This window comes from Amycolatopsis sp. NPDC049868 (genome assembly GCF_044461365.1).
Classification (GTDB): domain Bacteria; phylum Actinomycetota; class Actinomycetes; order Mycobacteriales; family Pseudonocardiaceae; genus Amycolatopsis.
The window spans coordinates 776489-799774 of sequence record NZ_JBITKV010000001.1; the positions used below are offsets into that span (position 1 = coordinate 776489).

Consider the following 23286-nt stretch of genomic DNA (forward strand, 5'->3'; position numbering starts at 1 on the left):
GCCAGCCCGGCTCCTCGAACGGTCAGCCCGGTGGTGTTCAGCCTTCGAGTAGCGTGCGCCACTGCGCGATCCACTGCTCGCGCCCGGCCTGGATCTTGGCCGGTTCGAGCGTCTTCGGCTGCTGAGGCAGCGGCGCGGCCTGCGCCCAGCCCTGCGGGAGCTCGACACCCTGGCGGGCCGGGTACACGTACATGTTGCTCGCCACGGTGACCTGGAACTGCTGGGACAGCAGGAAGTCCACGACCTTGCGGGCCTTCTCGACCTGCTTGCCGCCCGCCAGCACGCCCGCGTACTCGACCTGGCGGTAGCAGGTGTCCAGCAGCGCCTTCGTGCGCGGCTTGCCGTCGTCGCCGATCTCGGCGGCGGGCGAGGAGGCGTAGGAGACGACGATCGGGCGCGGGCCCTTGCCCGAGGAACCCGAGAATTCCTTTTGGTAGGCCTCTTCCCAGCCGCTGACCGTCTTGAGCCCGTTGGCCTTCAGCTGCGTCCAGTACCCCTGCCAGCCCTGCTCGCCGAACTGGGCGACGGTGCCGAGCAGGAACGCCAGGCCGGGCGACGACGTCGCGGGGCTCTCGGCGACCATCAGGTCCTTGTATTTGGCGTCGGTCAGATCCGCGAACGACTTCGGCTCCGGGATCCCCTTGTCCGCGAAGTACCGGGTGTCGATGTTGACGCAGACGTCGCCGAGATCGACCGCGGAGAGCCGGTGCCCGGGGTCGACGGAGTAGCGCTGCGGGCCGCGATCGGCTTCCGGGCTGGTGTACTGCTCGAAAACGCCCTCGGTGAGCGCGCGCGAGGCGAACGTCGAGTCGATGCCGTACGCGACGTCACCGATCGGATTCGCCTTGGTGAGCACCAGTTTGTTGGTCAGCGCGCCGGCGTCCCCCTGTTTGAGCACGGAGATCTTGATCCCGGACTGCCGCTCGAACGCGTCGAGGACGTCCTGGGGCGCGAGCCACGAGTCGTGTGTCACGAGCGTGACCGTCGCCGGCGCCTGCGGGTCGTTCCCCGTGTTCCCGGAGAGCGAGCAGCCCGCGACGAGGGCGGCCACCGTGCCAGCCGCAACGACCGTGCGGAGGGCGCGTTTCATCTAGCCTCCTGCGTTCTTCAAGGGGGGACCCGTGGCAAACGTGCAGCGTAGCCGACGGCGTACCACCATGGAGTCATGGCGGAAATCTTGAACGACCAGCAGGCCGACGAAGCGGTGACCAAGCTCTCCGGCTGGACCCGTGACGGCGTGACGATCGAGCGGACGGCGAAGCTGCCGAGCTTCCCCAAGGCCATCGAAGCGGTGGACAAGGTGGCCGAACTGGCGGAGGCGGCCGACCACCATCCCGACATCGACATCCGCTGGCGGACGGTGACGTTCCGGCTCAGCACGCACTCCGCCGGAGGGCTGACGGAGAAGGACTTCTCGCTTGCGTCGCAGATCGACGGGGTACTCGCGGGCATGTGACGTCCGCTACGACCGCGCCACAACTCCGCTTCTCGGACGTCACCCCGATAGGGACACAACGAGAAAGGACGAGTGATGACGCAGGCGATCGTGGTGGGGTTCTCGGCGTTCGGCGCGATGGTGGCGGCCGCCGCCGGAGTGCTCTGGTACACGGCGCGCGAACGGCATCACCAGCACGATCAGTGATCTTGATCACACCGGCGCTTCAAGGGTAACGCGGAGCCTGATCAACGCGCTGTTCCCGGCGGACCTGTCGCTTCTCTCCCCCGGGGAACCGCCGTGAACAACGCCTCCATCACCGCCGCCCAGCGCGCCTGGGTGACCACCTTCGCCGCCGCCATCACGCTGCTGACGATCGTCGTGCTCGGCCTGCTCGGCTAGTTCGTTCTAGCCCGAGTAAGCCTCGCGGGCGGCGACGAGCTCCGGAAGGTGCTCCGCCGCCCACTTACGGCACGCCTCCATCGGCTCGAACAGCGTCCGGCCGAGCGAGGTGAGCTCGTATTCCACCCGCGGCGGCGTCTCGTCGTACGCCGTCCGCGTGATCATGCCGTCGCGCTCCAGAGCCCTGAGGGTCTCCGTGAGCACCTTCGGCGTGACTCCCCTCAACGGCACCCGCAGCTCGGAGAACCGGCGCGGCCCTTCTTCCAGGCATTGCACGACGAGGCCCGCCCATTTGTCGCCGATCCGGAACGGGGTCAGGTTCGACGGGCAGCCGGGCGCGAACATGTCGGGACTCAGCGGCTTCACCCGTTCGAAGTTACCTTCGCCCACGCCGCCAGTTCGACCGCCGCTTCCCGATAGGTGCGCGAACCGATGGACATCGCGATCACCAAGTCGTACGCGGCGTCCTCCGGCGCGTCGAGGTCGTACCCGTTGAGGCCGTAGAAGACGAACGTCGCCATCCAGGACAGGCGTTTGTTGCCGTCGATGAGCGGATGGTTGCGCACGACCGACTCCAGCAGGACCGCGGCCTTCTCGTGCAGCGTCGGGTAGGCGTCTTGCCCCATCAACGAAGAACGCGGCCGGTGCGCGGCGGAGTCGAGCAGCCCGAGATCGCGGACCTTGGGCACCCGGAGGTCCTCCGCGAGCGCCAGGAGGTCTTCGACGGAGAGGTACTCGATCACTGGGCGAGACGGTCGAGCAGGGCGGCGTAGCGCTCCCGGCCGTCCTTCGACAGCGCCCGGACACGATCGTCGCGGACGCGCCGCGCGGCGGCCTCGGTGATGGCGCGGACCGTGGCTTCGTGCTTGCTCACGCCTTCGGCCTCCGCCAGCAGGGCGAGAGCGCGCTCCTGCTCGTCGTTCAACCTCAGGGTCATGGCCATGCCTCGATGCTACCACTTTGGTAGCAAGGGTGTCGTACGCAAAACCGCGTAGGCCCGATTGCCGCTTCCGGGCCGACGCCCTCAGCCGCCGTGAACGGGACTCTTCAGTGGTCTTGAAACCCATTGAGGAGTTCACCATGAACCGTTCCACCGCAGCCGTCGCCAACGCCTTCTTCCTCTTCGCCGGCGTCGCCGGCCTGATCATCCAGATCGCCTCGGGTGTCCCGGGCTTCCCGGACATCCCGCCCGGCCCGTTCATTCTCGGCGTGACCGGGACCCTCGTGCTGACGCTGGCCGCCAAGTACCGGTGGATCCTCTTCCTCGGCGTCGCCGCACCGCTGTTCATCCTCGTCGGCGCACTGCTCGAAGGCTCGTTCTGGGGGCGGCTCGCCGACGTCGGCGACTTCGGGCCCTTCGTCGGGACCGTGCTGCTGATCGGCGGGGTGATCGCCGCGGCGGTCTCCGGCGTCGTCGCCATCTCGGCGGCCTACCGCCGGGTCGCCGTGCGCTGAACCGGAAAAAGGGGACGATCGGAGGTTGCTCCGGTGACCGGCGCGCTATTGGCTACTCGGACGAGTTTCTTCGAGAAGTGAGGGGTGTTCCATGGCAGGTCTGCGCAGACGTGAGGTGCTCGCGGGCGCGGTGGCACTGGCGGGCGCGGCGACGATCGGGCTGAACCCCGGCACCGCCGCCGCGGCCACCCAACAACGTCCTGGCGCGCAGTTCCCGCCGTCGCTGGAGTTCGGGGACTATCCCGTGATCGCGCGGGTGCGGTCGCGGCGGGCGCTGGAGCACCTGCGGGTGCTCAGCGACAAGATCGGTCCCCGGATCGCCGGCACCGAAGGCGAACTGCGGGCCAGGGACTACATCGCGAAGGTGCTGCGCGACCTGCGCTACCAGGTCACGCTGCAGCCGTTCCCGATCGCCGACAAGTTCCTCGGCGCCCTGACGATCGGGCGCGACAGCTGGCAGACCGGTTCGTCGCCGCAGGGCGCGCAGGACGTCACCCGCGAGGCCGTCGTCGTCGACGCCGGTGACGGCAGCACCCTGCCCGACGACCTGACCGGCAAGATCGTGCTGATCGCCGCCGTGGCGAACAAGGCCGACGCGTACCTGACGGCGGCGCAGCGCGGAGCGGACGCCGTGCTGCTCGGCCGGATCGGCGCCGACGCGGCCCGCAAGCTGTCCGCCTTCTCCCCGACGCTCGCCACCCCGGTCACCATCCCGGTGCTGGGCCTGGCCCAGGTGCAGGTGGAACGCCTGCGCGAACGGCTCGCCAAGGGCTCGGTCACGGTCAAGGCGACGGCCACGCACCACAAGAACCTGACGTCGTACAACGTCATCGCCGAGCGGCCCGCCACGTTCCCCGGCAAGGACGACGGCGTGGTCATGGTGTCCGCGCACTACGACAGCGTCCCCGGCTCCCCCGGTGCCAACGACGACGGCAGCGGCACCGTGCTGTGCCTGGAGCTGGCGCGCGTCCTGCGGTACCTGCCGACGAACAAGACGCTGCGGTTCGCGCTGTGGGGCTCGGAGGAATACGGGCTGATCGGCTCGCGGCACTACGTCAAGAACCTGTCCGACCCGGAGGCGAAGCGGATCGCGGGCTGTTTCCAGAACGACATGGTCGCCACCAGCTGGGACCCGGCGGTCACCTACTGGCTGCTTTCGGTCGACGGTGCCGACAACGCCACGACCGCGGCCGTCAACGCCGCCGCCAAACGGCTCGGCTACGACCCGCAGGTCAAGGGGCCGGTGGCGCGCGGTTCGAGCGACCACGTGCCGTTCTTCGAACGCGGGATCGCTTCGGGCAACTTCAGCTGGCGTGGCGAAACCGGCCCGGCGCTGCTGGAGCCGACTTACCACACGCCGGAAGACACCATCAAGGACAACGTTTCCCTTGAGCGGCTTCAGGTTTCACTGGAGCTGATCGGTTCGGCCGCGTACAGCCTGCTGCGGAAGTGAGCCTCGCCGGGTGTCCTCATCGGGGACACCCGGCACCCCTCAACGTGTGTAGCCCACCGCTTCCAGGGCGATCGGGGCCGGGTTCTTCGCGACCCAGGCGACGGCGAGTTCGCTCAAGCGATCGAGGTGGCCGTCCGCACCACGGCCCGACCTGACCTGCTTGGCGATCTCCTTGGCCTCACGGAGTTCCTCGTCACCGAGAGGCTCGCCCAGCGTCAGGAACCCCGGGAACGCGTCGGCCATCGCACGATAATCGCGATCCCAGTTCGCCCCGCCGTTCCGGAACATCTCGTCGGAGATCCGGCCGGTGACTCGGATCGCCTCGCACTGCACCGTCGCTCCCGCGCCGCGCGACGGCACGAGAAGCTCCCAAAGCGCTTTGTGCCGCTCCTGCCAGGGTCCGTCGGGCACGACGATCGGCGACACCCCGTCGTGCGCCGACCGCCGGGCGACCGGCTCGACCCCGAAGATCCGGTACAGCTCGCTGAGCGCGGCGTCGGTCTCTTCGAGGAAGTCGGGGTTGAAGTGCTCCCGGTGGAACTCGAAACCACTACCGATACGCTCGACCTTTTCGCGCATCTCAGCCGTGATGCTCGCTCCGTGTTCGAGCAGCAGCTTCGCGATCTCGACACACTCCGGGATGTCGGCGTTCTGCGTCCTGATCAGGCCTCGCGTCAACAACGTGTTGCCGCGCCTGTCGAGCACCTCGGTCGATGCCCCGTGCTCGATCAGCACTCGCGCCGCCCCGGCCCGCAGCCCGTCCACCGCGGCCTGAAGCGGCGTTTGCCCGGAGCTGTCCGCCGCCTCGATGTCCGCGCCGAGTGAGAGCAGCAAGGGAATCTGCTTCGGGGCACCGCGGGAAGCCCTCGCATGAAGCGGTGTCCTGCCGTAGCTGTCCGGGCTGTCGACGGCGAGGCCCTGCCCGGTCAGCCAGGCGATGAGCTCGTCCGGGCACTCCGGGAAGCCGATGGCGGTCCCTTTGGCATAGCCGCCACGCGCGTCGATCTCGCATTTGCCGAAGACGGCTTTGAGTTCGTCCACCGACGCCGAGGTCAGCATCTCCTGGAAGTCTTTGGGGAGCGTCTTCCGCTTTCGTGCCACCGTGCTGTTCTCCTCGGATCCGGTTCCCGCGCGACCGCGGAGATCCTACGATCCCGACCATGAACGGCGTGCTGACCAGTGTGGTCGCGATATCCGGAACCTTGGCCGGTTCGACCCTCACCTACCTGCTCGGCTTGCTGAACACGCGACGAACCGAGCGGACCGCTCGTGACGAGCGGCTCCGGCAGGAACGGATCGCCGCTTACGTGGCCTTCGCCGAAGCCATGACCGAGCTGCGGCAAGGCGTGATCGCGAAATGGTTCCTCAAGCAGCGCGCGGCGCCGGAAGAGGAGATGCGGGCCGCGCACACGGAATCGGACAAGCGCGGGGCGACGGCCGATCACGCGCGGCTCAGGATCCAGATGCTCACCGACGATCCCGAGCTCCTCCGGCTCGTCGACGCCACCTTCGAACCGATCGAAGCCCTGCATCGAGCACCGGATCTCACCACCGTGAAGCAGCATGAAGAGCACAGCCAGGAAACCCTGTCCGTGTTCATTCGAACCGCCGGACGGCAAGTCCGGGGCCTTCCCTGACGAAAGTCACGACCAGCGTCTCGGGCCCGCTACGGCGTGTGTTCGGCCGCCTGCACCCGCCGGAGCGATCGGGTCACAGGACCTTCTTCACCACGCTCGACTTCAGCTGCATCGCTCCGAAGCCCGGCACCTTCGCATCGATGTCGTGATCGCCGACGCCATCGGTGATGAGCCGGATGCCGCGCACCTTCGTGCCGACCTTCACGACTCCGCCACCGGCGCCCTTGATCTTCAGATCCTTCGCGATGGTCACCGTGTCGCCGTCGGCCAGCACGTTCCCGACCGAGTCCTTGACGATCCGGGCCGCGTCCCCGGCACCCGCCTCGTCCCCGGCAGCCCACTCGTGCGCGCACATCGGGCACACCAGCAGCGCTCCCGACTCGTAGGAGTACTCGCTCCCGCACTCGGGGCACGGCGGCAGCTGGTCAGACATTGAAGCGGAACTCGACCACGTCGCCGTCGACCATGACGTAGTCCTTGCCCTCCATACGCACCTTGCCCGCGGACCGGGCGGCGGCCATGGAGCCGTTCTCGATCAGATCGTCGAACGAGACGACCTCGGCCTTGATGAAGCCACGCTCGAAGTCGGTGTGGATGACGCCCGCGGCCTGCGGAGCGGTCGCGCCCTGCGGGATCGTCCAGGCGCGCGACTCCTTGGGACCGGCGGTCAGGTACGTCTGCAGGCCGAGGGTGTGGAAGCCGGCGCGCGCGAGGGAGTAGAGGCCCGGCTCGTGCTGGCCGACGGACTCCAGCAGCTCGCGCACGGACTCTTCGTCGTCCAGTTCGAGCAGTTCGGCTTCGACCTTGGCGTCGAGGAACACCGCGTCGGCCGGGGCGACCAGCTTGGCCAGCTCCTCGCGGCGCGACTCGTCGGTGAGGATGCCTTCGTCGGCGTTGAAGACGTAGAGGAACGGCTTCGTGGTGAGCAGGCTCAGCTCGCGCAGCGCCTCGAAGTCGACCTCCTTCTGCGCCTGGAACAGGGTCCGGCCCGAGTCGAGGATCTCCTTGGCCTTGACCGCGTTGTCGAGGGCGGGCTTGGCCTCCTTCTTGGTCCGAGCCTCCTTCTCGAGCCGGTGCAGCGCCTTGTCGAGCGTCTGCAGGTCGGCGAGGATCAGCTCGGTGTTGATCGTCTCGATGTCACTGCCCGGGTCGATCCGGCCGTCGACGTGGATCACGTCCGGGTCGTCGAAGACGCGGATGACCTGGCAGATCGCGTTGGCCTCGCGGATGTTCGCGAGGAACTTGTTGCCGAGGCCGGCGCCCTCGGAGGCGCCCTTCACGATGCCCGCGATGTCCACAAAGGACACGACGGCGGGCACGGTCCGCTCGGAGCCGAAGACCTCGGCGAGCTGGTCCAGCCGCGGGTCCGGCAGCGGGACGACACCGACGTTGGGCTCGATCGTCGCGAACGGGTAGTTCGCCGCGAGCACGTCGTTGCGGGTCAGCGCGTTGAACAGGGTGGACTTGCCGACGTTGGGCAGGCCGACGATGCCGAGGGTGAGACTCACGGGCCAGAAGTCTACGTGCCGCCCGCCGCCCCATCCGCCGAGGCCTTGATCGCGGTGTCGGATTTCCGCCAGCCGCGCCCCCGACCTGGTGGCACGATCGATGTCATGACCGAGCAGACCCTGGCCGAACGGGCCGTGTGGCGCGACGCCGAGCGGTGCTACCGCGCCGTCGCCGCCCGTGATTCCCGGTTCGACGGCCAGTTCATCATGGCCGTCGCCACCACCGGGATCTACTGCCGTCCGTCCTGCCCCGCGTCGACGCCGAAGCAGCAGAACGTCCGCTTCTACCCGACGTCGGCGGCCGCCCAGTCCCATGGCTTCCGCGCCTGCCGCCGCTGCCTGCCCGACGCGGTCCCCGGCTCGCCGGACTGGGACATCCGGGCCGACCTCGCCGCACGGGCGATGCGGCTCATCTCGGACGGCACCGTCGAACGAGACGGCGTCCCCGGGCTCGCGCGACGGCTCGGCTATTCCGAACGCCAGCTCGGGCGCGTCCTCACCGCGGAGCTCGGCGCCGGTCCGCTGGCGCTGGCCAGGGCGCACCGGGCGCATTCGGCGCGGCTGCTGATCGAGATGTCCGGGCTCCCGCTGACCGACGTCGCGTTCGCGGCCGGGTTCTCCAGCGTCCGCCAGTTCAACGAGACGATCCGCGAAGTGTTCGCGACAACGCCCTCGCAGCTTCGGGCGGCGAGCCTGCGCCGTCGTAAGGCCGAGGAGCTGCCGACCGGCACCCGGTTGAGCCTGCGGCTGCCGTTCCGGAAGCCGTTCGACGCCGCCGGGGTGCTGGACTTCCTGGCCACCGAGGCGGTTCCCGGCGTCGAGCACGTGACACGCGACGATTCCGGGGTGACCGGCTACGGCCGCACGCTTCGGCTCGCACACGGTTCCGGCGTGGTGTGGCTGACGGCGAAGGACGACCACGTCCGCTGCGACCTGCGGCTCACCGACCTGCGCGATCTGAGCAGCGCGGTGGCCAGGGTGCGGCGGCTGCTCGACCTCGACGCCGACCCCGAGGCGGTCGCGCGGGTCCTCGGGGCGGACCCGGCCCTCGCGCCGCTGGTCGAGGCGATCCCCGGTATCCGGGTACCCGGTGCCGTCGACGGCGACGAGCTCGTGCTGCGCGCGATGCTCACTCCCGCCGAGACGGCAGCGCTCGCCGAGAGTCTCGGCGAACGCGTGCCCAGCTGCGACGAGTCACTCGAAGGTCTGACCACGGTGTTCCCGACGGCGGCCCAGGTCGCCGAACACGGCCCGGAACGGGTGGCCGAGGTGGCCCGCGCGCTGGCGGACGGGGTGTCGGTCCACGTCGGCCGCGATCCCCTGGAGTTGCGGGCGGAGCTGCTGGAGCTCCCGGGGATCGGGCCGGGGATCGCGGACTACGTCCTGATGCGGGTGCTCGGCGCGCCGGACGTCCTGCTGACCGGTGACCCGGAGCTGCGCCGTGGAGCGGCCGCGCTGGGCATCAACGACGACGAAAAGACGCTGGCCGAACGAGGCAGGGCCTGGCAGCCCTGGTCCTCGTACGCCGGCATGTACCTGCTTCGCGCTTGAAAGGGAGACGATGAGCATCGCGTATTGGTCCACAATGGACACGAAGATCGGCCCGTTCACCGCCGTGGTGGCGGGTGACGGGGCCGTGCTCGCCTCGGGCTGGACCGGTGACGTCACCGAACTGACGCCGCTGATCTCGCCGTCGCTCGCCCCCGGCGAGGTGAAGCAGCGACGGGATCTGGGGCCGGTGAGCACCGCGATCCGCCGGTACCACGACGGCGATCTGGACGCCGTCGCCGACATCGAGGTGCGGCAACGGTCCGGCGCTTTCCGGGAGCACGCTTGGGAAATCCTGCGGAAGGTGCCCGCGGGAGAGCCGGTGAGCTACGCGGAGTACGCGGCGCTGGCGGGGAATCCGGCGGCGGTGCGGGCGGCCGCGTCGGCCTGCGCGAAGAACGCGGCGGCGTTGTTCGTGCCGTGCCATCGCGTGGTGCGGACCGGTGGCGGCGTGGGGAACTTCCGGTGGGGCGTTCCGGCGAAGCAGTGGCTGTTGACCCACGAAGCCGCCTGATCTCGCGCCCCGGGATGCAATGAACGGTCCGTTACTTGCAAATTTTGCGAGGAACGGACCGTTCCTAGCGCGCGGGAGGGCGGAGTCAGGCGGCGTGGATCTCCACCGAAGAGCCCGTACGCGCCTTCCGCACCCGAAGCCGGGTCGGGATCCGCTGCCGCAGCTCCTCCACATGCGACACCAGCCCGACCACTCGCCCACCCGCGCGAAGCTCGTCGAGGATGTTCATGACGATGTCGAGCGTCTCGGCGTCCAGCGTGCCGAAGCCCTCGTCGATGAACAGCGTGTCCAGCAGCGCTCCGCCGGTTTCGGCGGCGACGACGTCGGCGAGCCCCAGCGCCAGCGAGAGCGACGCGAGGAAGGACTCGCCGCCTGAGAGCGTCTTCGCGGGCCGGATGGTGCCGGAGTAGTCGTCGAGCACGTCGAGCCCGAGGCCGCCGCGGGTGCCCCGCGCCCCGGCCGCGTCGGAATGCACGAAGGAGTAGCGGCCCTGGCTCATCGTCCGCAGGCGCGCCGTCGCCGCGACCGCGACCTCCTCCAGCCGCGCGGCGAGTACGTACGAGCGCAGCGACATCTTCCGCGCGTTCTGCCCGCGTCCGTTGACCACTTCGGCCAGCGCCTTCAGTTCGTGGTACCGCTCTTCGACCGGCGCCAGGTCCGCCATCAGGGACGCCATCCGCTCGGCCAGTTTCGTCAGGTCGGCATGCCGTGACGTGGCCGCGCGCAGGGCCACCAGCGCCTGTTCGGCCTCCCCACGCGTGTCCTGCGCCGCGTCCGCCGAAGCACCGACGTCGACCTCGTCCTCCGGCGAGATGCCGAACAGGTCGGGCTGCGCGAGTTCCTCTCGGGCGGCCCGCTCCATCACCTTCGCGTCGGCGAGGCTGGCCTCCAGTTTCGTGATCTGCTCGTCCGGCCGCGCCGCGGCGCGCATCTCGTCGAGATCGGCGAAACCCTTGGCCCGCAACGCTTCCTTGACCAGTTTCGCTTGCTCGTCACGCCGTTCCCTGGCACCCGCGACGCTCAATCGCGCTTCGGCGAGCGCGTCGAGGCGGGTCGCGACACCGAGCAGATGCCGCCGCCGGGCGGCGACGTCGGCGAACTCTCCGCGCGCGCTCTCCAACCGCCGTTCGCGTTCGGTCAGCCGCTCCGCCAGACCGCGTACCTCGGTCGCGATCTCGACCGCACGACGCTCGGCCGCCCCACGCTGTTCGGTCAGCTGCTCGATCTTCCGTTCCAGGGCACCGACCTGAGTCTCGAGCGCGGGCCTCCGGCGAGCGGCCTCCGACAACGTGGCGACCAGATCGCGCGCCTCGCCGAGCCCGGCACGCAAGGTCTCGGTGGTGTGCTCGCCCAACCGCTCGATCAGCACGGTCAGGCGGTTTTCTGCCTCCTGCAACGCGGCTTTCGCCTTCTCGCGCCGCGTATGCGCCTGCTGCTCCGCGATTTCGGCGCGGCGTTCGTCCTCGGGTTCGACCAGGCCACCGGTGTGCGTCGCCGGCGACGGATGGTCCGTCGACCCGCAGACCGGGCAGTCCTCGCCCGCGTGGAGACCGGCGGCGAGTTCGGCCGCCATCCCTTCGAGACGCCGCTCACGCAGGTCAAGACGGTGCTGCCGCGCTTGCTGATGACCGTCCACGGCCTCGCTGACCGCCGCGCGCGCCCGCTCGACGACCTGCCGTGTCTTCGGCACCTCGTCGGCATCGCGGGCCAGCGCGGTCAGCTCGTCGACACGAGCGCGAGCACCGTCGAGCTTTGCCTCGGCTTCGGCAGCAGCGGCCGCTTCGGCACGCAAAGCCGCGACCTTCCCCGGCGCGGCACCCAGTTCGGCGGCGAACTCCTCCGCCTGCTTCTCCGCCTTGCCGGCAACGGCGGTCAACTGCTCACGCCGAGCCAGATCCTGTTGCTGTTGCTCGCTTTCCGCCACGAGTTCGGCGAGCGCGCCCGCCTCTTCGCGCAGACCGCCCGCCCGAGCACGCAGCTCAGCGGCGGAACTGTCCGCGGCGTCCGGAACCTCCTGAGCACGGAGGGCCTCGGCCGCTTCGGCCTCCGCGAGCTGGTCCAGCCTGCGTTCGAGGAGATCGGCCTCCGCGACCACCCCTGCCGCACGATGAGCCGCCTCGACCTCTTCCGCCCACTCCGCCCGCTGGTCCGCCTGCTCGGCGATCACCGACAGCCGCGTGTACGCGGTGCGCACGCGGCGGATCCGTTCGGCGGTCGACCGGTTCTCCTGCCAGACGGCCTCAGCCTTCTTGGCCGCCGCACGGGCCTTCGTGTCGCGTTCTTGTGCCTCGCCGACGCGCCGCGCCGACTCGGCGAGCACCTCGTCGACCCACTCCGCCTGCCCTTCTTCGGGCGCTTCCTGCCCTGCGACCTGCGCGAACCGCGCGACCCATTCCCGCAGCGACTGCTGCCGGGCCTGCAACTCACGGCCGCGTTCGGCACGAAGATTCGCGAACCAGTCCTCGACGTCCGAGAAGCGCTCGGTGCCGAACAGGCGCTCCAGCAGCTCTTCGCGCTCGGCTGTGTTCGCGCGCAGGAACCGCGCGAATTCGCCTTGCGGCAACAAGACCACCTGGAAGAACTGCTCATGCGTCATGCCGATGAGCCGTTCGACCGTGCGCGCGACCTCGTCGATCCGCGTGATGCCCTCGGCCACGTGGCCGGCGGGCACCGTGCCGACCCAGCTCAGCACCGCCTTCGCCTGCTGGACGGTCATCCCCTCGCCCCGGCGTTTGGGCCGCTGGTACTCGGGGTTGCGCGCGATCCGCATCCGCTGGCCCTGCACGGTCAGTTCGAGGACGACCTCGGTGACCTGATCCGGCTCGGCGAGGTCGCAACGCAGCCGTTTGACCTCGCCGCGAGCGCCGGGGACGGTGCCGAACAGGGCGAACGCGATCGCGTCGAGCAGCGTCGTCTTCCCCGCGCCGGTGTCACCGTGCAGCAGGAACAGCCCGTCGGCGCCGAGCGCGTCGAAGTCCACCACCTCGCGGCCCGCGTACGGACCGAAAGCGGCGACCTCCAGCCGGTGCAGTCTCATATCTCGCGCTCCCTGCCCGCCGCGCCCAGCGCCGCCAGCACCAGCCGCTCCTCGCTCTCCGACGGCGCGGAGCCACGGCAGTCCTCCAGGAAACCGCGGGTGATCTCGACGTCGGATCGCCCGCGGACGGCTTCGGCGTATTTCAGCGCGGCCCCGTCGTGCCCGCCTTCCGGCTGCCAGTCCATGTGCACCGCGTACGGGAAGCGCTCACGCAGTTTGCGCATCGCGTCGATCGGGCGGACCCGGTCGGTGACCGTGAAGGAGAGGAAATGTTCGGTGAGGTCGTCGTGCTCCGGATCCGAAAGCAGCTCCGCCAGCTCGCCGCGCAGCATCGCGAGATGCCTCGGCACCGGCAGTTCGTGGCGCCGGACTTCGGCCAGCCCGCCGGCGCCAAGTTCCACCAGCCAGACCGATTTCCGTTGGCGTGTCTCGGAAAACGAGTACGCCAGCGGGCTGCCCGAATAGCGCAGGTGCTCGGCGAGGGTCTGCGGGCCGTGCAGGTGGCCGAGCGCGACGTAATCGACGCCGTCGAACACCGAACCCGGCACCTGCTCGACGCCGCCGACCGCGATGGTCCGCTCGGATTCGGTCGGCTCGCCGCCGGTGACGAAGGCGTGCGCGAGCACCACCGAGCGCGTTCCGGACGGCCGCCCGGCGAGGTCCTCCCGGATCCGCCGCATCGCTTCGGTGAGGACGCCGGTGTGGCCGCGGGCCTCGGGTACCCCCAGGGCGTGCCGCGCGGGTTCCGGTTCCAGATACGGGATCCCGTAGAGGGCGACCTCGCCGTGTTCGTCGGACAGGAGCACCGGTTCGGCGAGCCCGTCGATCGTGGCGCGCAGATGCAGCCCGCCCGCCGCGGCGAATTCGGCGAACGCGCCCAGCCGCGGCGCGGAATCGTGATTGCCCGGTGTCATCACCAGTTTCGCCCCGGCCTGGCGGATCCGGCCCAGCGCCGTGGTGGCCACGCGGACGGCCTCCGCCGAGGGCACCGCACGGTCGTAGATGTCCCCGGACACGAGCACGACGTCGACCGACTCGGCGACCACGAGATCGGCGAGATGACTCAGCACGGCTTCCTGTTCGGCGAGCAGATCGGCGCCGTGGAAGGTGCGGCCGATATGCCAGTCGGAGGTGTGCAGGAGCTTCACGCAGCCCAAGGTAGGGCCGCGCACCGGCCGGACAGCGGAGGCGCGCCCTTGGCGGCACTGCGCTTTCCGACACGCCGGGGACCACGCAGGTCAGATACGGAGCGCGACCGCGCCGCTCCGTTTTTGTCGGTGGGTTCCGCCATGATGTCCCCCGACTCGGATCCGGAGGGGAGGTACCGGTGGCGACGGTGATCACCACCGCGGCCGTCGTGCTCGCGTTGCTGCTGCTCGTGGCCGTCGCGCTGCTGTGGCGGCTGTACAACGACGGCATGCGGAGGGCGGACGCGGCGGCGAAACAGGTCGCGGCCGAGCGGGCCAAGGCGGATCAGCAGCAGCTCGCGCTGCGCCGGTACGAGGTCGCGTTCGCCTCGATCAGCGGCCGGGGCGAGCTGGGTGAGCAAGTGCTCCTGGAGACCGCACGCGCGCTCGGGCTCCGCGAGGAGCTGCACTTCACGCTGCAGACGGATCTGGCGGGCGGCGGCGCCGCGAAACCGGACATGGTGCTGCGGGTCGGCGGCGGCCGGACGGTGCCTGTCGACGCGAAGGCGAGCATGGCCTGCTGGGCCGAAGCCGTCGAGACGGACGACCCCGAAGAACGGCTGGACGCGCTGCGCGTCCACGTCCGGCAGCTCCGGTCACGGGCGGCCGAGCTGGCGGGCAAGGGCTACCAGCGCTGGGCCGACGCGATCTACGGGACGATCATGTTCGTCCCGTCCGACGCGGCCGTCGTCGCCGCGCTGGACACCGACCCGGAACTGCTGCGCTGGATGCTGGACCGGCGGGTCTTCCTCTGCGGGCCGACGGGGTTCGCCGTGCTGGCCTCCGCCGCGCTGTTCGCCGCGACCGAACGGGCACTGGTCGAGGACGTCGAGCAGGTGCGGGCGGGCGCCGCGGCCGCGCACCGGGCCGCGGGCAACGCGGTCGACGCGCTGAACCTGTCGAGCACCCACCTGCAGCGTTTCATCTCGGCCCGGCGGAGGGAGCTGGAGGCGCTCGAGAGCTTCCGGAGCACGGTCTCGCCACTGACGGACGCCGCTGGCAGCCCGGCGCCGGTACCCCTGATCAGGAAGGCGGACGAACTCCCCGCCTCGTGAGTGGTCCTTCCCCAGGTACATGAAGGCCCCCATGCTTGCGTCTAGGTACAGGAAGGGGGCCTTCATGTACTTCAGGTGCTCAGCACAGCGACCGCACCGCCTCACCAGCGGTTTCCGGAACAACGGACCCGGCCGACAACCTTGTCGCCCGCTTACTCGTAGTACCTCCGGTAAGCACCCGGACAGTCCGTCCGGGTGGTCCGGAATGACCACTACCAGGCGATAGACACACCGCCTGTTGGCGGTATGCCCGCAGCTTGGATATACGGTGGAGCCTGTGACCGCGATTCGCGATCGCCAGAGCGATCCTGATGCCGACGACGTCCCCGTTGCCTGGGACGAGCGTCCGCTCGTCGGCGCCAGGCGCGGGCTGCCCTGGTGGGCGGCCGTCCTGGTGGGCTTCGGGCTCGCCATCCTTGGCGCCTTCGTCGACATGATGATGCAGAAGGACCTGGGTCTGCTGTTCAAGGCCTGCTACGCGCTCGGCGCGGTGGCCGCGGTGGTGGCCGTCCAGCGCCGCGGGCTGTTCGGCCCGATGGTGCAGCCGCCCCTGGTCCTCGCCGTGACCGTCCCGGGAGTCATCCTTCTGACCTCGGACGGCAGCAAGGGCACGGATCTGCTTTCGAGAGCCTTCGACGTCGGCACGCCGCTGATCAACGGTTTCCCGACGATGGCCATCACCACCGGCATCACCTTGGCGATCGGTGTCTTCCGGATCTACCGCGAACGCGATCCCGACGCCCCGGTGAAGGTCAAGCCGGGCACCAAACCGGAACGTCGCGACGAGGCCAAGCCCGCCGCCCGGCCCGCGGCGGCCGCCGCGCCGGGCCGTGGCCGTCCGGCGTCGCGGACCGGTCAGACCCCGCCCCCGCCTTCCCGCCGCGGTGCTCCCCGGGACGCCGCGCCGCGAGACGGTGCTCCGCCCCGCCGCCGTCCGGTCGACGACGAGCGCCGGCCCCGCCGCGACGCCGAACCCGGCGCCCGCAAACCGCCGCCCCCGGGACGTCAGCCCCGTCGGCCGCGGCCGGAAGACGGCGAACCGCGCCGCCGCGACCCCCGTGGCGAAAGCGCCCCCGGCGCCCCGCGCCGCCGCCCGCCGCGTGCGGACGACCCGCGCCGCGGCGGGCAGCCGCCCCGGCGCCGTCCGTGGGACGACGAGCGGTGAAGCAAGGGACCTTTGCTCCCACTTAGACCGCTGACCAGCAGAAAGGGCCGCCCGAGGACTTCCTCGGACGGCCCTTTCTCGTAAGGAACGTCAGGCCTTCGCGGCCTTACGCAGCTCGTGCGGAAGCGCGAACGCGATCTTCTCGTTCGCCGTGGTGACCTCGTCGACGCTGTCCCAGCCACGCTCGGCCAGCCACGCCAGCAGGTCCATGACCAGCACGTCCGGGACCGAAGCGCCACTGGTGACACCGACGGTCTCGACGCCTTCGAGCCAGGCTTCGTCGACCTCGTGCGCGAAGTCGACCAGGTGCGACGCGCGCGCCCCCGCCTTCAGCGCGACCTCGACCAGCCGCTTCGAGTTGGACGAGTTCGTCGAGCCGACCACCAGCACCAGGTCGCACTCGGCGGCCATGGCCTTGACCGCGACCTGGCGGTTCGTGGTCGCGTAGCAGATGTCGTCGCTGGGCGGGTCGGCCAAGCCGGGGAACTTGTCCCGCAGCTGATCCACGCGCTCCATGGTCTCGTCCACCGAAAGGGTGGTCTGCGAAAGCCAGATGACCTTCGATGGATCGCGGACCTCGACCTTGTCGACATCCTCGGCGGTGTCGACGAGCTGCACCTTGTCGGGAGCCTCGCCGGCGGTGCCTTCGACCTCTTCGTGGCCTTCGTGGCCGATCAGCAGGATGTCGTAGTCGTCCTTCGCGAACCGGTTGACTTCCTTGTGCACCTTCGTCACGAGCGGGCAGGTCGCGTCGATGGTCCGCAGGTTGCGCTCTGCGGCTTCGGCGTGCACCGCGGGCGAGACGCCGTGCGCGGAGAACACCACCAATTCGCCTTCGGGCACCTCGGAGGTCTCGTCGACGAAGATCACCCCGCGCTCGCGCAGGGTCTCCACGACGTGCCGGTTGTGCACGATCTCCTTGCGCACGTACACGGGCGCGCCGTAGAGCTCGAGTGCCTTTTCGACGGCGATGACCGCGCGGTCGACACCCGCGCAGTAGCCGCGAGGCTTGGCGAGCAGGACACGTTTGCCACCTGCCGGCACACCGGACTCGGTGATCGTCGGACTGCCGGCGGGCGTGATTCCGGGACTCGCAGAACTCATGACCCCCAGGGTACGGGCTGCCCCGGGGGCTCCTCGCACTCACGTTCAGGTGACCAGGGATCCCCTCTAAAGTATGTGCGGGGAGTCACGTCCTGTGAGCCGACCCACCCGTTCGGTTGGGCAGGATGGACCAAATACGGCAGGCTAGACGCATGAAGCCTCTCCCGCTCCCCCTCCGGGTCGCCGCGGGCCTCGCCGTCACCACCGCCGAGCGGGTTCGCGAACTTCCCAAGCAGCTCACCGGGCTCCCCGTCACGGTGGTCAGCCAGGTGCTCCAGTTCTCCATGCGCGTCCAGCAGCACGTCACCGAGCTCGCGATCAAGGGCGACGACGCGCTGTCGGGTCTCCGCCCGGTCGAGGACACGCCCAGCTGGGCGACCTTCGACGAGGATCTCCCGCCGGACCTGGGCGAACGCCGGTACGAACGCGACTCGTGCGTCATCCCGCTGCGGGACGACCGGGAAGACCCTGAGGTTCCCGAGCCGCGCGCCGAGACCAACGGCCACCTGCACGACCTCGAAGCGCTCACCGAGGACCCGTGGGCCGAGGAAGAGCGCGCGCTCGCCGAGGAGCACGCCGACGGCGAGTTCGACAGCGCGAGCGCGCCCGTGACCTCTGGTCCTGCCGGGCTGGACGACTACGACACGCTCACCTTGCCGCAGCTGCGCGCCCGCCTGCGCCGGTTCGACCTCGCACAGCTGGAAGAGCTGCTGACCTACGAAAAGGCGAACGCCGACAGGGCGTCGTTCGTCGGCATGCTCGCGCGGCGCATCGGGAACGTGAAGAAGGCCGACGGCGACAGCGCGGAAGGCCAGTGAGCGCCGAACCCACCTCCGCGGCGGCGGGTCCGTCCACCACCGCCGAAAACCCGTGGCCGGTCCGCACGGTCGCCCGCAAGGTCGGCGAATGGATCAACCGCCTCGGCGCGGTCTGGGTCGAGGGCCAGGTCACGCAGATCTCGGCCCGGCCCGGCACCAACACCGCCTTCCTGACCCTGCGCGACCCGTCCGCGGACGTCTCGATGTCGGTGACCTGCCCGATGGGTCTGCTGCGCACGATCGAACCGCCGCTGCGCGAGGGCGCGAGCGTCGTGGTGCACGCGAAGCCGACGTTCTTCATGAACCGCGGTTCGCTGAGCCTGCGCGCCAACGAGATCCGCGCGGTCGGCATCGGCGAGCTGCTCGCGCGGATCGAGCGGCTGCGACGGCTGCTGGCCGCCGAGGGCCTGTTCGCGCCGGAACGCAAACGCAAGATCCCGTTCCTGCCCAAGGGAATCGGGCTGATCACCGGACGCGCGTCGGCCGCCGAACGTGACGTGCTGGTGAACGCGCAGGCCCGCTGGCCGCATGTCGCGTTCAAGGTGATCAACACCGCCGTCCAGGGTTCGCTCGCCGTCCCGCAGATCCTCCAGGCACTGTCCAAACTGGACCGTGACCCGGACGTCGACGTCATCGTGATCGCGCGCGGCGGCGGCAGTGTGGAGGACCTGCTGCCGTTCTCCGACGAAGCGCTGTGCCGCGCCGTGTCCGCCGCCGAGACGCCGGTGGTCAGCGCGATCGGGCACGAGCCCGACACCCCGCTCCTCGACCACGTCGCCGACCTCCGCTGTTCGACGCCGACCGACGCCAGCAAGCGGATCGTGCCCGACGTGCGCGAGGAGACCCAGCGCGTCCACCAGATGCGCGATCGCGGCCGCCGCGCCCTGCACGGCTGGGTGGACACGCAGGTCAGGCTGCTGAACCAGATGCGCAGCCGCCCCGTGCTGGCCGATCCGCTCGGCCCGATCCAGCGGCGCTCGGACGACGTCGAGATCCACCGTGAACGCGGGCGCCGCGCGATGCTCACGCTGCTCGCGAAGGACCAGGCCGAGATCGCCAGCGCCCGCGCGCGGCTGACCGCGCTCGGCCCGGCGGCGACCCTCGAACGCGGCTACGCCGTGGTGCAGTACACCGATTCCGAAGGCAACCTCCAGGTACTCCGGTCCGTCTCCGAGGTCGTGGACGGCGCGAAACTGCGCGTCCGCGTGGTCGACGGCGCACTCGGCGCCGTCGTCTCAGGAGAGCCGGAGGAGGGGCGTTGACGGCGAGTTTCCTGCCTTTGACCATCGACGCCGCGAGACGGGCCGACGCGCCCGGGGTACTGCGCAACGCGCTGCTGACCGACCGCGCCGCGGCCGAGTGCTGGACGGTGCTGCTCGCTGGCTGCGAGTTCTCCACCAAACGCGGTCTCGACACCCAGCTGCGCAAACTCTCCGAAGCGACGGCCGAGCACGTCGGCACCCGATGGTGGTTCGCGGACGGTTCCGTGCACCGCAAACGGGTGGCGCGCGCCCAGGAGAACCTCGTCGCCGCGATCGCGGAGGGTGACGGACAGGAGTTCGCTCTCGCCTTCGTGGGTTACGACAACGCCATGGCCGGCGCGGTAGTGTGCGCGGGTATCGGCAAGCACCGACGTCCGGTAGAAGGAAGCACAGCGTGAGCAAACCCGGTGGCGAGACCGCCGAACTCGGCTACGAGCAGGCCCGCGACAGGCTGGTCGAGGTCGTCCGCGAGCTCGAAGCGGGCGGGCTGTCCCTGGAACAGTCGCTCGCCCTGTGGGAGAAGGGCGAGCAGCTGGCGAAGGTCTGCGAGCACCACCTCGAGGGCGCGCGTGAGCGGATCGAGGCCGCGCTGTCGTCCGTCGAGGACGAGGCCGGCGACGGTCAGTGACGTTCACCATGCTCCTGCGCCACCGAACCACCGTGGCCATCTGAGAGACTGGGACCCCGCCGAGTTCCTGACCCGGGAGGCCGCATGCCCACCCCCACCTCGTCCGCCAGCTCTTCGCGACGTCCCGAAGCCCCCGACCGCAACCTCGCGATGGAACTGGTCCGCGTGACCGAAGCCGCCGCGATGGCCGCGGGACGCTGGGTCGGCCGCGGGGACAAGATCGGCGGGGACGGTGCCGCCGTGGACGCGATGCGCCAGCTGGTCTCGACCGTGTCGATGCGCGGTGTCGTCGTCATCGGCGAAGGCGAGAAGGACGAAGCCCCGATGCTGTTCAACGGGGAAGAGGTCGGCAACGGCGACGGGCCGGACTGCGACGTCGCGGTCGACCCGGTCGACGGGACGACCCTGATGGCCAAGGGCATGCCGAACGCGCTGGCCGTACTCGCGGTCGCCGAACGCGGCGCGATGTTCGACCCGTCCGCGGTGTTCTACATGGAGAAGCTCGCCGTCGGCCCGGACGCCGCCGGCAAGGTCGACCTGGCCGCCCCGATCGCGGAGAACATCCGCCGGGTCGCGAAGGCCAAGAACTCCAGCGTCTCCGACGTCACCGTGTGCATCCTCGACCGGCCGCGCCACGAGCAGCTGATCAAGGAGGTCCGCGAGGCGGGCGCCCGGATCCGGTTCATCTCCGACGGCGACGTCGCGGGCGCGATCGCCGCGGCCCGGCCGACCACCGGCGTCGACATGCTGCTCGGCATCGGCGGCACCCCCGAAGGCATCATCGCGGCCTGCGCGATGAAATGCCTCGGCGGCGAACTGCAGGGCCGCCTGTGGCCGAAGGACGACGCGGAGCGCGAGAAGGCGCTGGCCGCGGGCCACGACCTCGACCGCGTGCTCGGCAACGACGACCTCGTCCGCGGCGACAACGTGTTCTTCTGCGCCACCGGCGTCACCGACGGCGACCTGCTGCGCGGCGTGCACTACCGCGCCGGCGGCGCCACGACCCAGTCGATCGTGATGCGGTCGAAGTCCGGCACGGTCCGGATGATCGACGGCTACCACCGGCTGACCAAGCTCCGCTCGTACTCGTCCGTCAACTTCGACGGCCACCTCGACGACACTCTGGAAGACGACGTCGTTCCCCCGCTCCCCTAAGGAGAAACCGTGCTCAAGCGCGTGCTCGTGGTCCTGCTCGCGGCGATGGTCCTCACGCCGGCCGGGCAGGCCACGGGCGCGGGCGACCTCGTCGGCGGCAGAGAGGCCGACGAGCCCTATCCGTTCATCGTTTCGCTGCATTCGGCCTCCGGTAAGGCTTTCTGCGCCGGAACGCTGATCGCGGCGGACTGGCTCGTGACGGCGGGGCACTGTGTCGAGGGCAAGAACCCGGCGAACCTGGGCGCGCGGATCGGCAGCAGCGACAACACCCAGGGCGGTGAGATCGCGAAACCCGCCGAGATCATCGTGAATCCGTCCTACAACCCCGAACCCGAGCACGCGGGCGGCGATCTCGCGCTGGTGCGGCTGGCCGCCCCGGTGAAGGCGGCGCCGATCACGATCGGTGCCGTCGTCGCGCCCGGGACGCCGACACGGCTGCTCGGCTGGGGCCAGACTTGCCCGACTTCGGGCTGCGGCAAGGGTCCGGCGAAATTGCAGCAGCTGGACACGAAGATCGTCGAAGGCACGCGCTGCACCGCGAAGTTCGACGGCGCCGTCGAGTTGTGCACCGACAACCCCGGTGGGAACACAGGTTCGTGCTACGGCGATTCCGGTGGACCGGAGATCGCCAAGGTCGACGAGAAATGGGTGCTGCTGGGCACGATCAGCCGGCCGGGCAACGCGGATCCGGTGTGCGCGACCTCGCCGTCGATCGCGACTTCGGTGGTGGCGTACGCGCAGTGGATCGCCGAGAAGATCACGCCGCCTACGCCCGCCTGAGAGATGCTATGAACGGGACGTTCCTTGCAAATTTCGCAAGGAACGCCCCGTTCATGGCACGCGCTACTCCGCGTTGCTCGAGTGACCGGGGAACAGATGCGCCTCCGGGTTCAGCGCCACCGCGATGTTGTTGACCGCCGTCGCCGCTTCCCCGAATCCGGTCGCGATCAGCTTCACCTTCCCCGGATACGCCGCGACGTCGCCCGCCGCGTAGACCCGCTCCCGCGGGGTCGCCATGGTCGAGTCGACGGCGATCGCGCGGTGGTCGATCTGGAGTCCCCAGCTTTCGATCGGCCCGAGATCCGCGGTGAAGCCGAGTGCGGCGACCACCGTGTCGGCGCGCAGCACCTCGGGCTCGGCTCCCTTGACCTGGACCTCGACCTCCGCCAGCACGCCGTCGCGGTCGCGGAAACGGGTGACTTCGGCGTCGGTGACGATCCGGACGCCGAGTTCCCGCGCCTGCCGCACGATCGACTCGGCCGCGCGGAACTTCGCGCGCCGGTGCACGAGGGTGACGCTCGCGGCGACCGGATGCAGGGCGAGCACCCAGTCGAACGCCGAGTCCCCGCCGCCGACGACGACCACGTGCTGCCCTTCGTGCGCCTTCAACGAGGGCACGAAATGGACCATGCCGCGGCCGAGCCAGCCGTCGCCCGCGGGCAGCGGCCGCGGGGTGAACTCGCCGATCCCGGCGGTGATCAGCACCGCACCGGCGCGCAGGACCTGCCCGCCGTCGAGAGTGATGGTGACGCCGCCTTCGACGCTTTCGAGTTTCTCGGCCTTGCGCCCGAGCAGATACCCGGGTTTGAAGGGCGCCGCCTGGTCGAGCAGGCCCCGCACCAGATCTCGGCCACGGACCTCGGCGAATCCGCCGACGTCGTAGATCATCTTTTCGGGGTACATCGCGGTGACCTGACCGCCCGCCTCCGGCAGTGAATCCACGACGGCCATCGAAAGACCGCGGAATCCCGCGTAGTAGGCGGCGAAAAGACCCGTCGGACCCGCCCCGATGATGACGAGGTCGTACGACGTTTCCCCAGCGGACTCGCTCATTCGGCACTCTCCCCGGCCGGTGGTGGGCGGCGTGATCGAGAACACAATCGATCCTAGCCCTCGCGTGCCGAAAGACACGGAGCGCGCCGA

General features: G+C 70.0%; 25 protein-coding genes. 14 read left to right on the plus strand and 11 right to left on the minus strand.

What is annotated here, in order from left to right; translation table 11 throughout:
- Window positions 1–37: 37 nt before the first annotated feature.
- Window positions 38–1090: a thiamine ABC transporter substrate binding subunit gene (locus ACIBTM_RS03810; protein WP_395875029.1), complete on the minus strand. Its 1053-nt coding sequence runs from the start codon at window positions 1088–1090 to the stop codon at window positions 38–40.
- A 75-nt stretch (window positions 1091–1165) separates the two neighbouring features.
- On the opposite strand from ACIBTM_RS03810, the gene ACIBTM_RS03815 reads away from it, so the two are divergent.
- Entirely contained in the window at window positions 1166–1456 is a 291-nt protein-coding gene (locus ACIBTM_RS03815; protein ID WP_037340929.1) for a 4a-hydroxytetrahydrobiopterin dehydratase, read from the plus strand.
- Window positions 1457–1843: 387 nt separating this feature from the next.
- Here the strand turns inward: ACIBTM_RS03815 and ACIBTM_RS03820 are convergent, their stop codons facing one another.
- From ACIBTM_RS03820 to ACIBTM_RS03830, 3 genes are read right to left on the minus strand one after another with little or no spacing between them, the layout of a single operon-like run.
- Window positions 1844–2182, minus strand: coding sequence for a winged helix-turn-helix transcriptional regulator (locus tag ACIBTM_RS03820; RefSeq protein WP_395875786.1), 339 nt, complete (start codon window positions 2180–2182; stop codon window positions 1844–1846).
- 17 nt (window positions 2183–2199) lie between these two features.
- The gene (locus ACIBTM_RS03825; RefSeq protein WP_395875030.1) at window positions 2200–2580 is read right to left on the minus strand and encodes a type II toxin-antitoxin system death-on-curing family toxin; all 381 of its coding nucleotides are present in this window, start codon (window positions 2578–2580) and stop codon (window positions 2200–2202) included.
- Window positions 2577–2780, minus strand: a complete 204-nt coding sequence (locus ACIBTM_RS03830) for a CopG family transcriptional regulator (protein ID WP_395875031.1) — start codon at window positions 2778–2780, stop codon at window positions 2577–2579. The genes ACIBTM_RS03825 and ACIBTM_RS03830 overlap by 4 nt, the downstream gene beginning before the upstream one ends.
- 137 nt (window positions 2781–2917) lie before the next feature.
- On the opposite strand from ACIBTM_RS03830, the gene ACIBTM_RS03835 reads away from it, so the two are divergent.
- Window positions 2918–3292, plus strand: a complete 375-nt coding sequence (locus tag ACIBTM_RS03835) for a hypothetical protein (RefSeq protein ID WP_395875032.1) — start codon at window positions 2918–2920, stop codon at window positions 3290–3292.
- Between the two features lie 91 nt (window positions 3293–3383).
- Window positions 3384–4745, plus strand: a complete 1362-nt coding sequence (locus ACIBTM_RS03840; RefSeq protein WP_395875033.1) for a M20/M25/M40 family metallo-hydrolase — start codon at window positions 3384–3386, stop codon at window positions 4743–4745.
- A 39-nt stretch (window positions 4746–4784) separates the two neighbouring features.
- Here ACIBTM_RS03840 and ACIBTM_RS03845 read toward each other — a convergent pair whose 3' ends face one another.
- On the minus strand, window positions 4785–5846 hold the full coding sequence (locus tag ACIBTM_RS03845; RefSeq protein ID WP_395875034.1) for an ankyrin repeat domain-containing protein: 1062 nt from the start codon (window positions 5844–5846) through the stop codon (window positions 4785–4787).
- Window positions 5847–5905: 59 nt separating this feature from the next.
- Here ACIBTM_RS03845 and ACIBTM_RS03850 point away from each other — a divergent pair, with 59 nt between their 5' ends.
- The gene (locus tag ACIBTM_RS03850; RefSeq protein WP_395875035.1) at window positions 5906–6382 is read left to right on the plus strand and encodes a hypothetical protein; all 477 of its coding nucleotides are present in this window, start codon (window positions 5906–5908) and stop codon (window positions 6380–6382) included.
- Between the two features lie 73 nt (window positions 6383–6455).
- Here ACIBTM_RS03850 and ACIBTM_RS03855 read toward each other — a convergent pair whose 3' ends face one another.
- Window positions 6456–6815, minus strand: a complete 360-nt coding sequence (locus ACIBTM_RS03855; protein ID WP_395875036.1) for a zinc ribbon domain-containing protein YjdM — start codon at window positions 6813–6815, stop codon at window positions 6456–6458.
- Window positions 6808–7890, minus strand: a complete 1083-nt coding sequence (ychF, locus tag ACIBTM_RS03860) for a redox-regulated ATPase YchF (protein ID WP_395875037.1) — start codon at window positions 7888–7890, stop codon at window positions 6808–6810. Before ychF ends, ACIBTM_RS03855 begins: the two co-directional genes overlap by 8 nt.
- A 105-nt stretch (window positions 7891–7995) precedes the next feature.
- Here ychF and ACIBTM_RS03865 point away from each other — a divergent pair, with 105 nt between their 5' ends.
- Both ACIBTM_RS03865 and ACIBTM_RS03870 read left to right on the plus strand, forming a co-directional pair.
- On the plus strand, window positions 7996–9441 hold the full coding sequence (locus ACIBTM_RS03865) for a DNA-3-methyladenine glycosylase 2 family protein (RefSeq protein ID WP_395875038.1): 1446 nt from the start codon (window positions 7996–7998) through the stop codon (window positions 9439–9441).
- A gap of 10 nt (window positions 9442–9451) precedes the next feature.
- Window positions 9452–9952, plus strand: coding sequence for a methylated-DNA--[protein]-cysteine S-methyltransferase (locus ACIBTM_RS03870; protein WP_395875040.1), 501 nt, complete (start codon window positions 9452–9454; stop codon window positions 9950–9952).
- An 85-nt stretch (window positions 9953–10037) separates the two neighbouring features.
- Here ACIBTM_RS03870 and ACIBTM_RS03875 read toward each other — a convergent pair whose 3' ends face one another.
- Together ACIBTM_RS03875 and ACIBTM_RS03880 are read right to left on the minus strand one after the other, a co-directional pair.
- Entirely contained in the window at window positions 10038–12989 is a 2952-nt protein-coding gene (locus ACIBTM_RS03875; protein ID WP_395875041.1) for an AAA family ATPase, read from the minus strand.
- Window positions 12986–14137, minus strand: a complete 1152-nt coding sequence (locus tag ACIBTM_RS03880) for an exonuclease SbcCD subunit D (RefSeq protein ID WP_395875042.1) — start codon at window positions 14135–14137, stop codon at window positions 12986–12988. Before ACIBTM_RS03880 ends, ACIBTM_RS03875 begins: the two co-directional genes overlap by 4 nt.
- 179 nt (window positions 14138–14316) lie before the next feature.
- Here ACIBTM_RS03880 and rmuC point away from each other — a divergent pair, with 179 nt between their 5' ends.
- Window positions 14317–15231: a DNA recombination protein RmuC gene (gene rmuC, locus ACIBTM_RS03885; protein ID WP_395875043.1), complete on the plus strand. Its 915-nt coding sequence runs from the start codon at window positions 14317–14319 to the stop codon at window positions 15229–15231.
- Window positions 15232–15508: 277 nt separating this feature from the next.
- Window positions 15509–16396, plus strand: coding sequence for a DUF6542 domain-containing protein (locus ACIBTM_RS03890; RefSeq protein ID WP_395875044.1), 888 nt, complete (start codon window positions 15509–15511; stop codon window positions 16394–16396).
- A gap of 90 nt (window positions 16397–16486) precedes the next feature.
- On the opposite strand, the gene ACIBTM_RS03895 is transcribed toward ACIBTM_RS03890, so the two are convergent.
- Window positions 16487–17500 (minus strand): 4-hydroxy-3-methylbut-2-enyl diphosphate reductase, encoded by a 1014-nt coding sequence (locus ACIBTM_RS03895; RefSeq protein WP_395875045.1) that lies wholly within the window; start codon window positions 17498–17500, stop codon window positions 16487–16489.
- A 152-nt stretch (window positions 17501–17652) separates the two neighbouring features.
- On the opposite strand from ACIBTM_RS03895, the gene ACIBTM_RS03900 reads away from it, so the two are divergent.
- The 6 genes from ACIBTM_RS03900 (at window position 17653) to ACIBTM_RS03925 (ending at window position 22143) form a co-directional block, all read left to right on the plus strand.
- Window positions 17653–18318, plus strand: coding sequence for a lipid droplet-associated protein (locus ACIBTM_RS03900; protein WP_395875046.1), 666 nt, complete (start codon window positions 17653–17655; stop codon window positions 18316–18318).
- On the plus strand, window positions 18315–19580 hold the full coding sequence (gene xseA / locus ACIBTM_RS03905) for an exodeoxyribonuclease VII large subunit (protein ID WP_395875047.1): 1266 nt from the start codon (window positions 18315–18317) through the stop codon (window positions 19578–19580). Before ACIBTM_RS03900 ends, xseA begins: the two co-directional genes overlap by 4 nt.
- Window positions 19577–19978: a hypothetical protein gene (locus tag ACIBTM_RS03910; protein ID WP_395875048.1), complete on the plus strand. Its 402-nt coding sequence runs from the start codon at window positions 19577–19579 to the stop codon at window positions 19976–19978. Before xseA ends, ACIBTM_RS03910 begins: the two co-directional genes overlap by 4 nt.
- Window positions 19975–20208, plus strand: coding sequence for an exodeoxyribonuclease VII small subunit (locus tag ACIBTM_RS03915; protein ID WP_240599782.1), 234 nt, complete (start codon window positions 19975–19977; stop codon window positions 20206–20208). Before ACIBTM_RS03910 ends, ACIBTM_RS03915 begins: the two co-directional genes overlap by 4 nt.
- 84 nt (window positions 20209–20292) lie before the next feature.
- Complete coding sequence (gene glpX / locus ACIBTM_RS03920) at window positions 20293–21363, plus strand: class II fructose-bisphosphatase (RefSeq protein WP_395875049.1); 1071 nt, start codon at window positions 20293–20295, stop codon at window positions 21361–21363.
- Between the two features lie 9 nt (window positions 21364–21372).
- The gene (locus ACIBTM_RS03925; RefSeq protein ID WP_395875050.1) at window positions 21373–22143 is read left to right on the plus strand and encodes a S1 family peptidase; all 771 of its coding nucleotides are present in this window, start codon (window positions 21373–21375) and stop codon (window positions 22141–22143) included.
- 63 nt (window positions 22144–22206) lie between these two features.
- Here the strand turns inward: ACIBTM_RS03925 and ACIBTM_RS03930 are convergent, their stop codons facing one another.
- Window positions 22207–23196: an NAD(P)/FAD-dependent oxidoreductase gene (locus tag ACIBTM_RS03930; RefSeq protein WP_395875051.1), complete on the minus strand. Its 990-nt coding sequence runs from the start codon at window positions 23194–23196 to the stop codon at window positions 22207–22209.
- Between the last annotated feature and the right edge of the window lie 90 nt (window positions 23197–23286).

What these genes read in the sequence shown, in the direction of transcription:
- ACIBTM_RS03810 (WP_395875029.1), bottom strand. Translation starts at nt 1,090, where the DNA reads ATGAAACGCGCCCTCCGCACGGTCGTTGCGGCTGGCACGGTGGCCGCC.
- ACIBTM_RS03815 (WP_037340929.1), top strand. Translation starts at nt 1,166, where the DNA reads ATGGCGGAAATCTTGAACGACCAGCAGGCCGACGAAGCGGTGACCAAG.
- ACIBTM_RS03820 (WP_395875786.1), bottom strand. Translation starts at nt 2,182, where the DNA reads ATGTTCGCGCCCGGCTGCCCGTCGAACCTGACCCCGTTCCGGATCGGC.
- ACIBTM_RS03830 (WP_395875031.1), bottom strand. Translation starts at nt 2,780, where the DNA reads ATGGCCATGACCCTGAGGTTGAACGACGAGCAGGAGCGCGCTCTCGCC.
- ACIBTM_RS03835 (WP_395875032.1), top strand. Translation starts at nt 2,918, where the DNA reads ATGAACCGTTCCACCGCAGCCGTCGCCAACGCCTTCTTCCTCTTCGCC.
- ACIBTM_RS03840 (WP_395875033.1), top strand. Translation starts at nt 3,384, where the DNA reads ATGGCAGGTCTGCGCAGACGTGAGGTGCTCGCGGGCGCGGTGGCACTG.
- ACIBTM_RS03850 (WP_395875035.1), top strand. Translation starts at nt 5,906, where the DNA reads ATGAACGGCGTGCTGACCAGTGTGGTCGCGATATCCGGAACCTTGGCC.
- ACIBTM_RS03855 (WP_395875036.1), bottom strand. Translation starts at nt 6,815, where the DNA reads ATGTCTGACCAGCTGCCGCCGTGCCCCGAGTGCGGGAGCGAGTACTCC.
- ACIBTM_RS03865 (WP_395875038.1), top strand. Translation starts at nt 7,996, where the DNA reads ATGACCGAGCAGACCCTGGCCGAACGGGCCGTGTGGCGCGACGCCGAG.
- ACIBTM_RS03870 (WP_395875040.1), top strand. Translation starts at nt 9,452, where the DNA reads ATGAGCATCGCGTATTGGTCCACAATGGACACGAAGATCGGCCCGTTC.
- ACIBTM_RS03875 (WP_395875041.1), bottom strand. Translation starts at nt 12,989, where the DNA reads ATGAGACTGCACCGGCTGGAGGTCGCCGCTTTCGGTCCGTACGCGGGC.
- ACIBTM_RS03895 (WP_395875045.1), bottom strand. Translation starts at nt 17,500, where the DNA reads ATGAGTTCTGCGAGTCCCGGAATCACGCCCGCCGGCAGTCCGACGATC.
- ACIBTM_RS03900 (WP_395875046.1), top strand. Translation starts at nt 17,653, where the DNA reads ATGAAGCCTCTCCCGCTCCCCCTCCGGGTCGCCGCGGGCCTCGCCGTC.
- glpX (WP_395875049.1), top strand. Translation starts at nt 20,293, where the DNA reads ATGCCCACCCCCACCTCGTCCGCCAGCTCTTCGCGACGTCCCGAAGCC.
- ACIBTM_RS03930 (WP_395875051.1), bottom strand. Translation starts at nt 23,196, where the DNA reads ATGAGCGAGTCCGCTGGGGAAACGTCGTACGACCTCGTCATCATCGGG.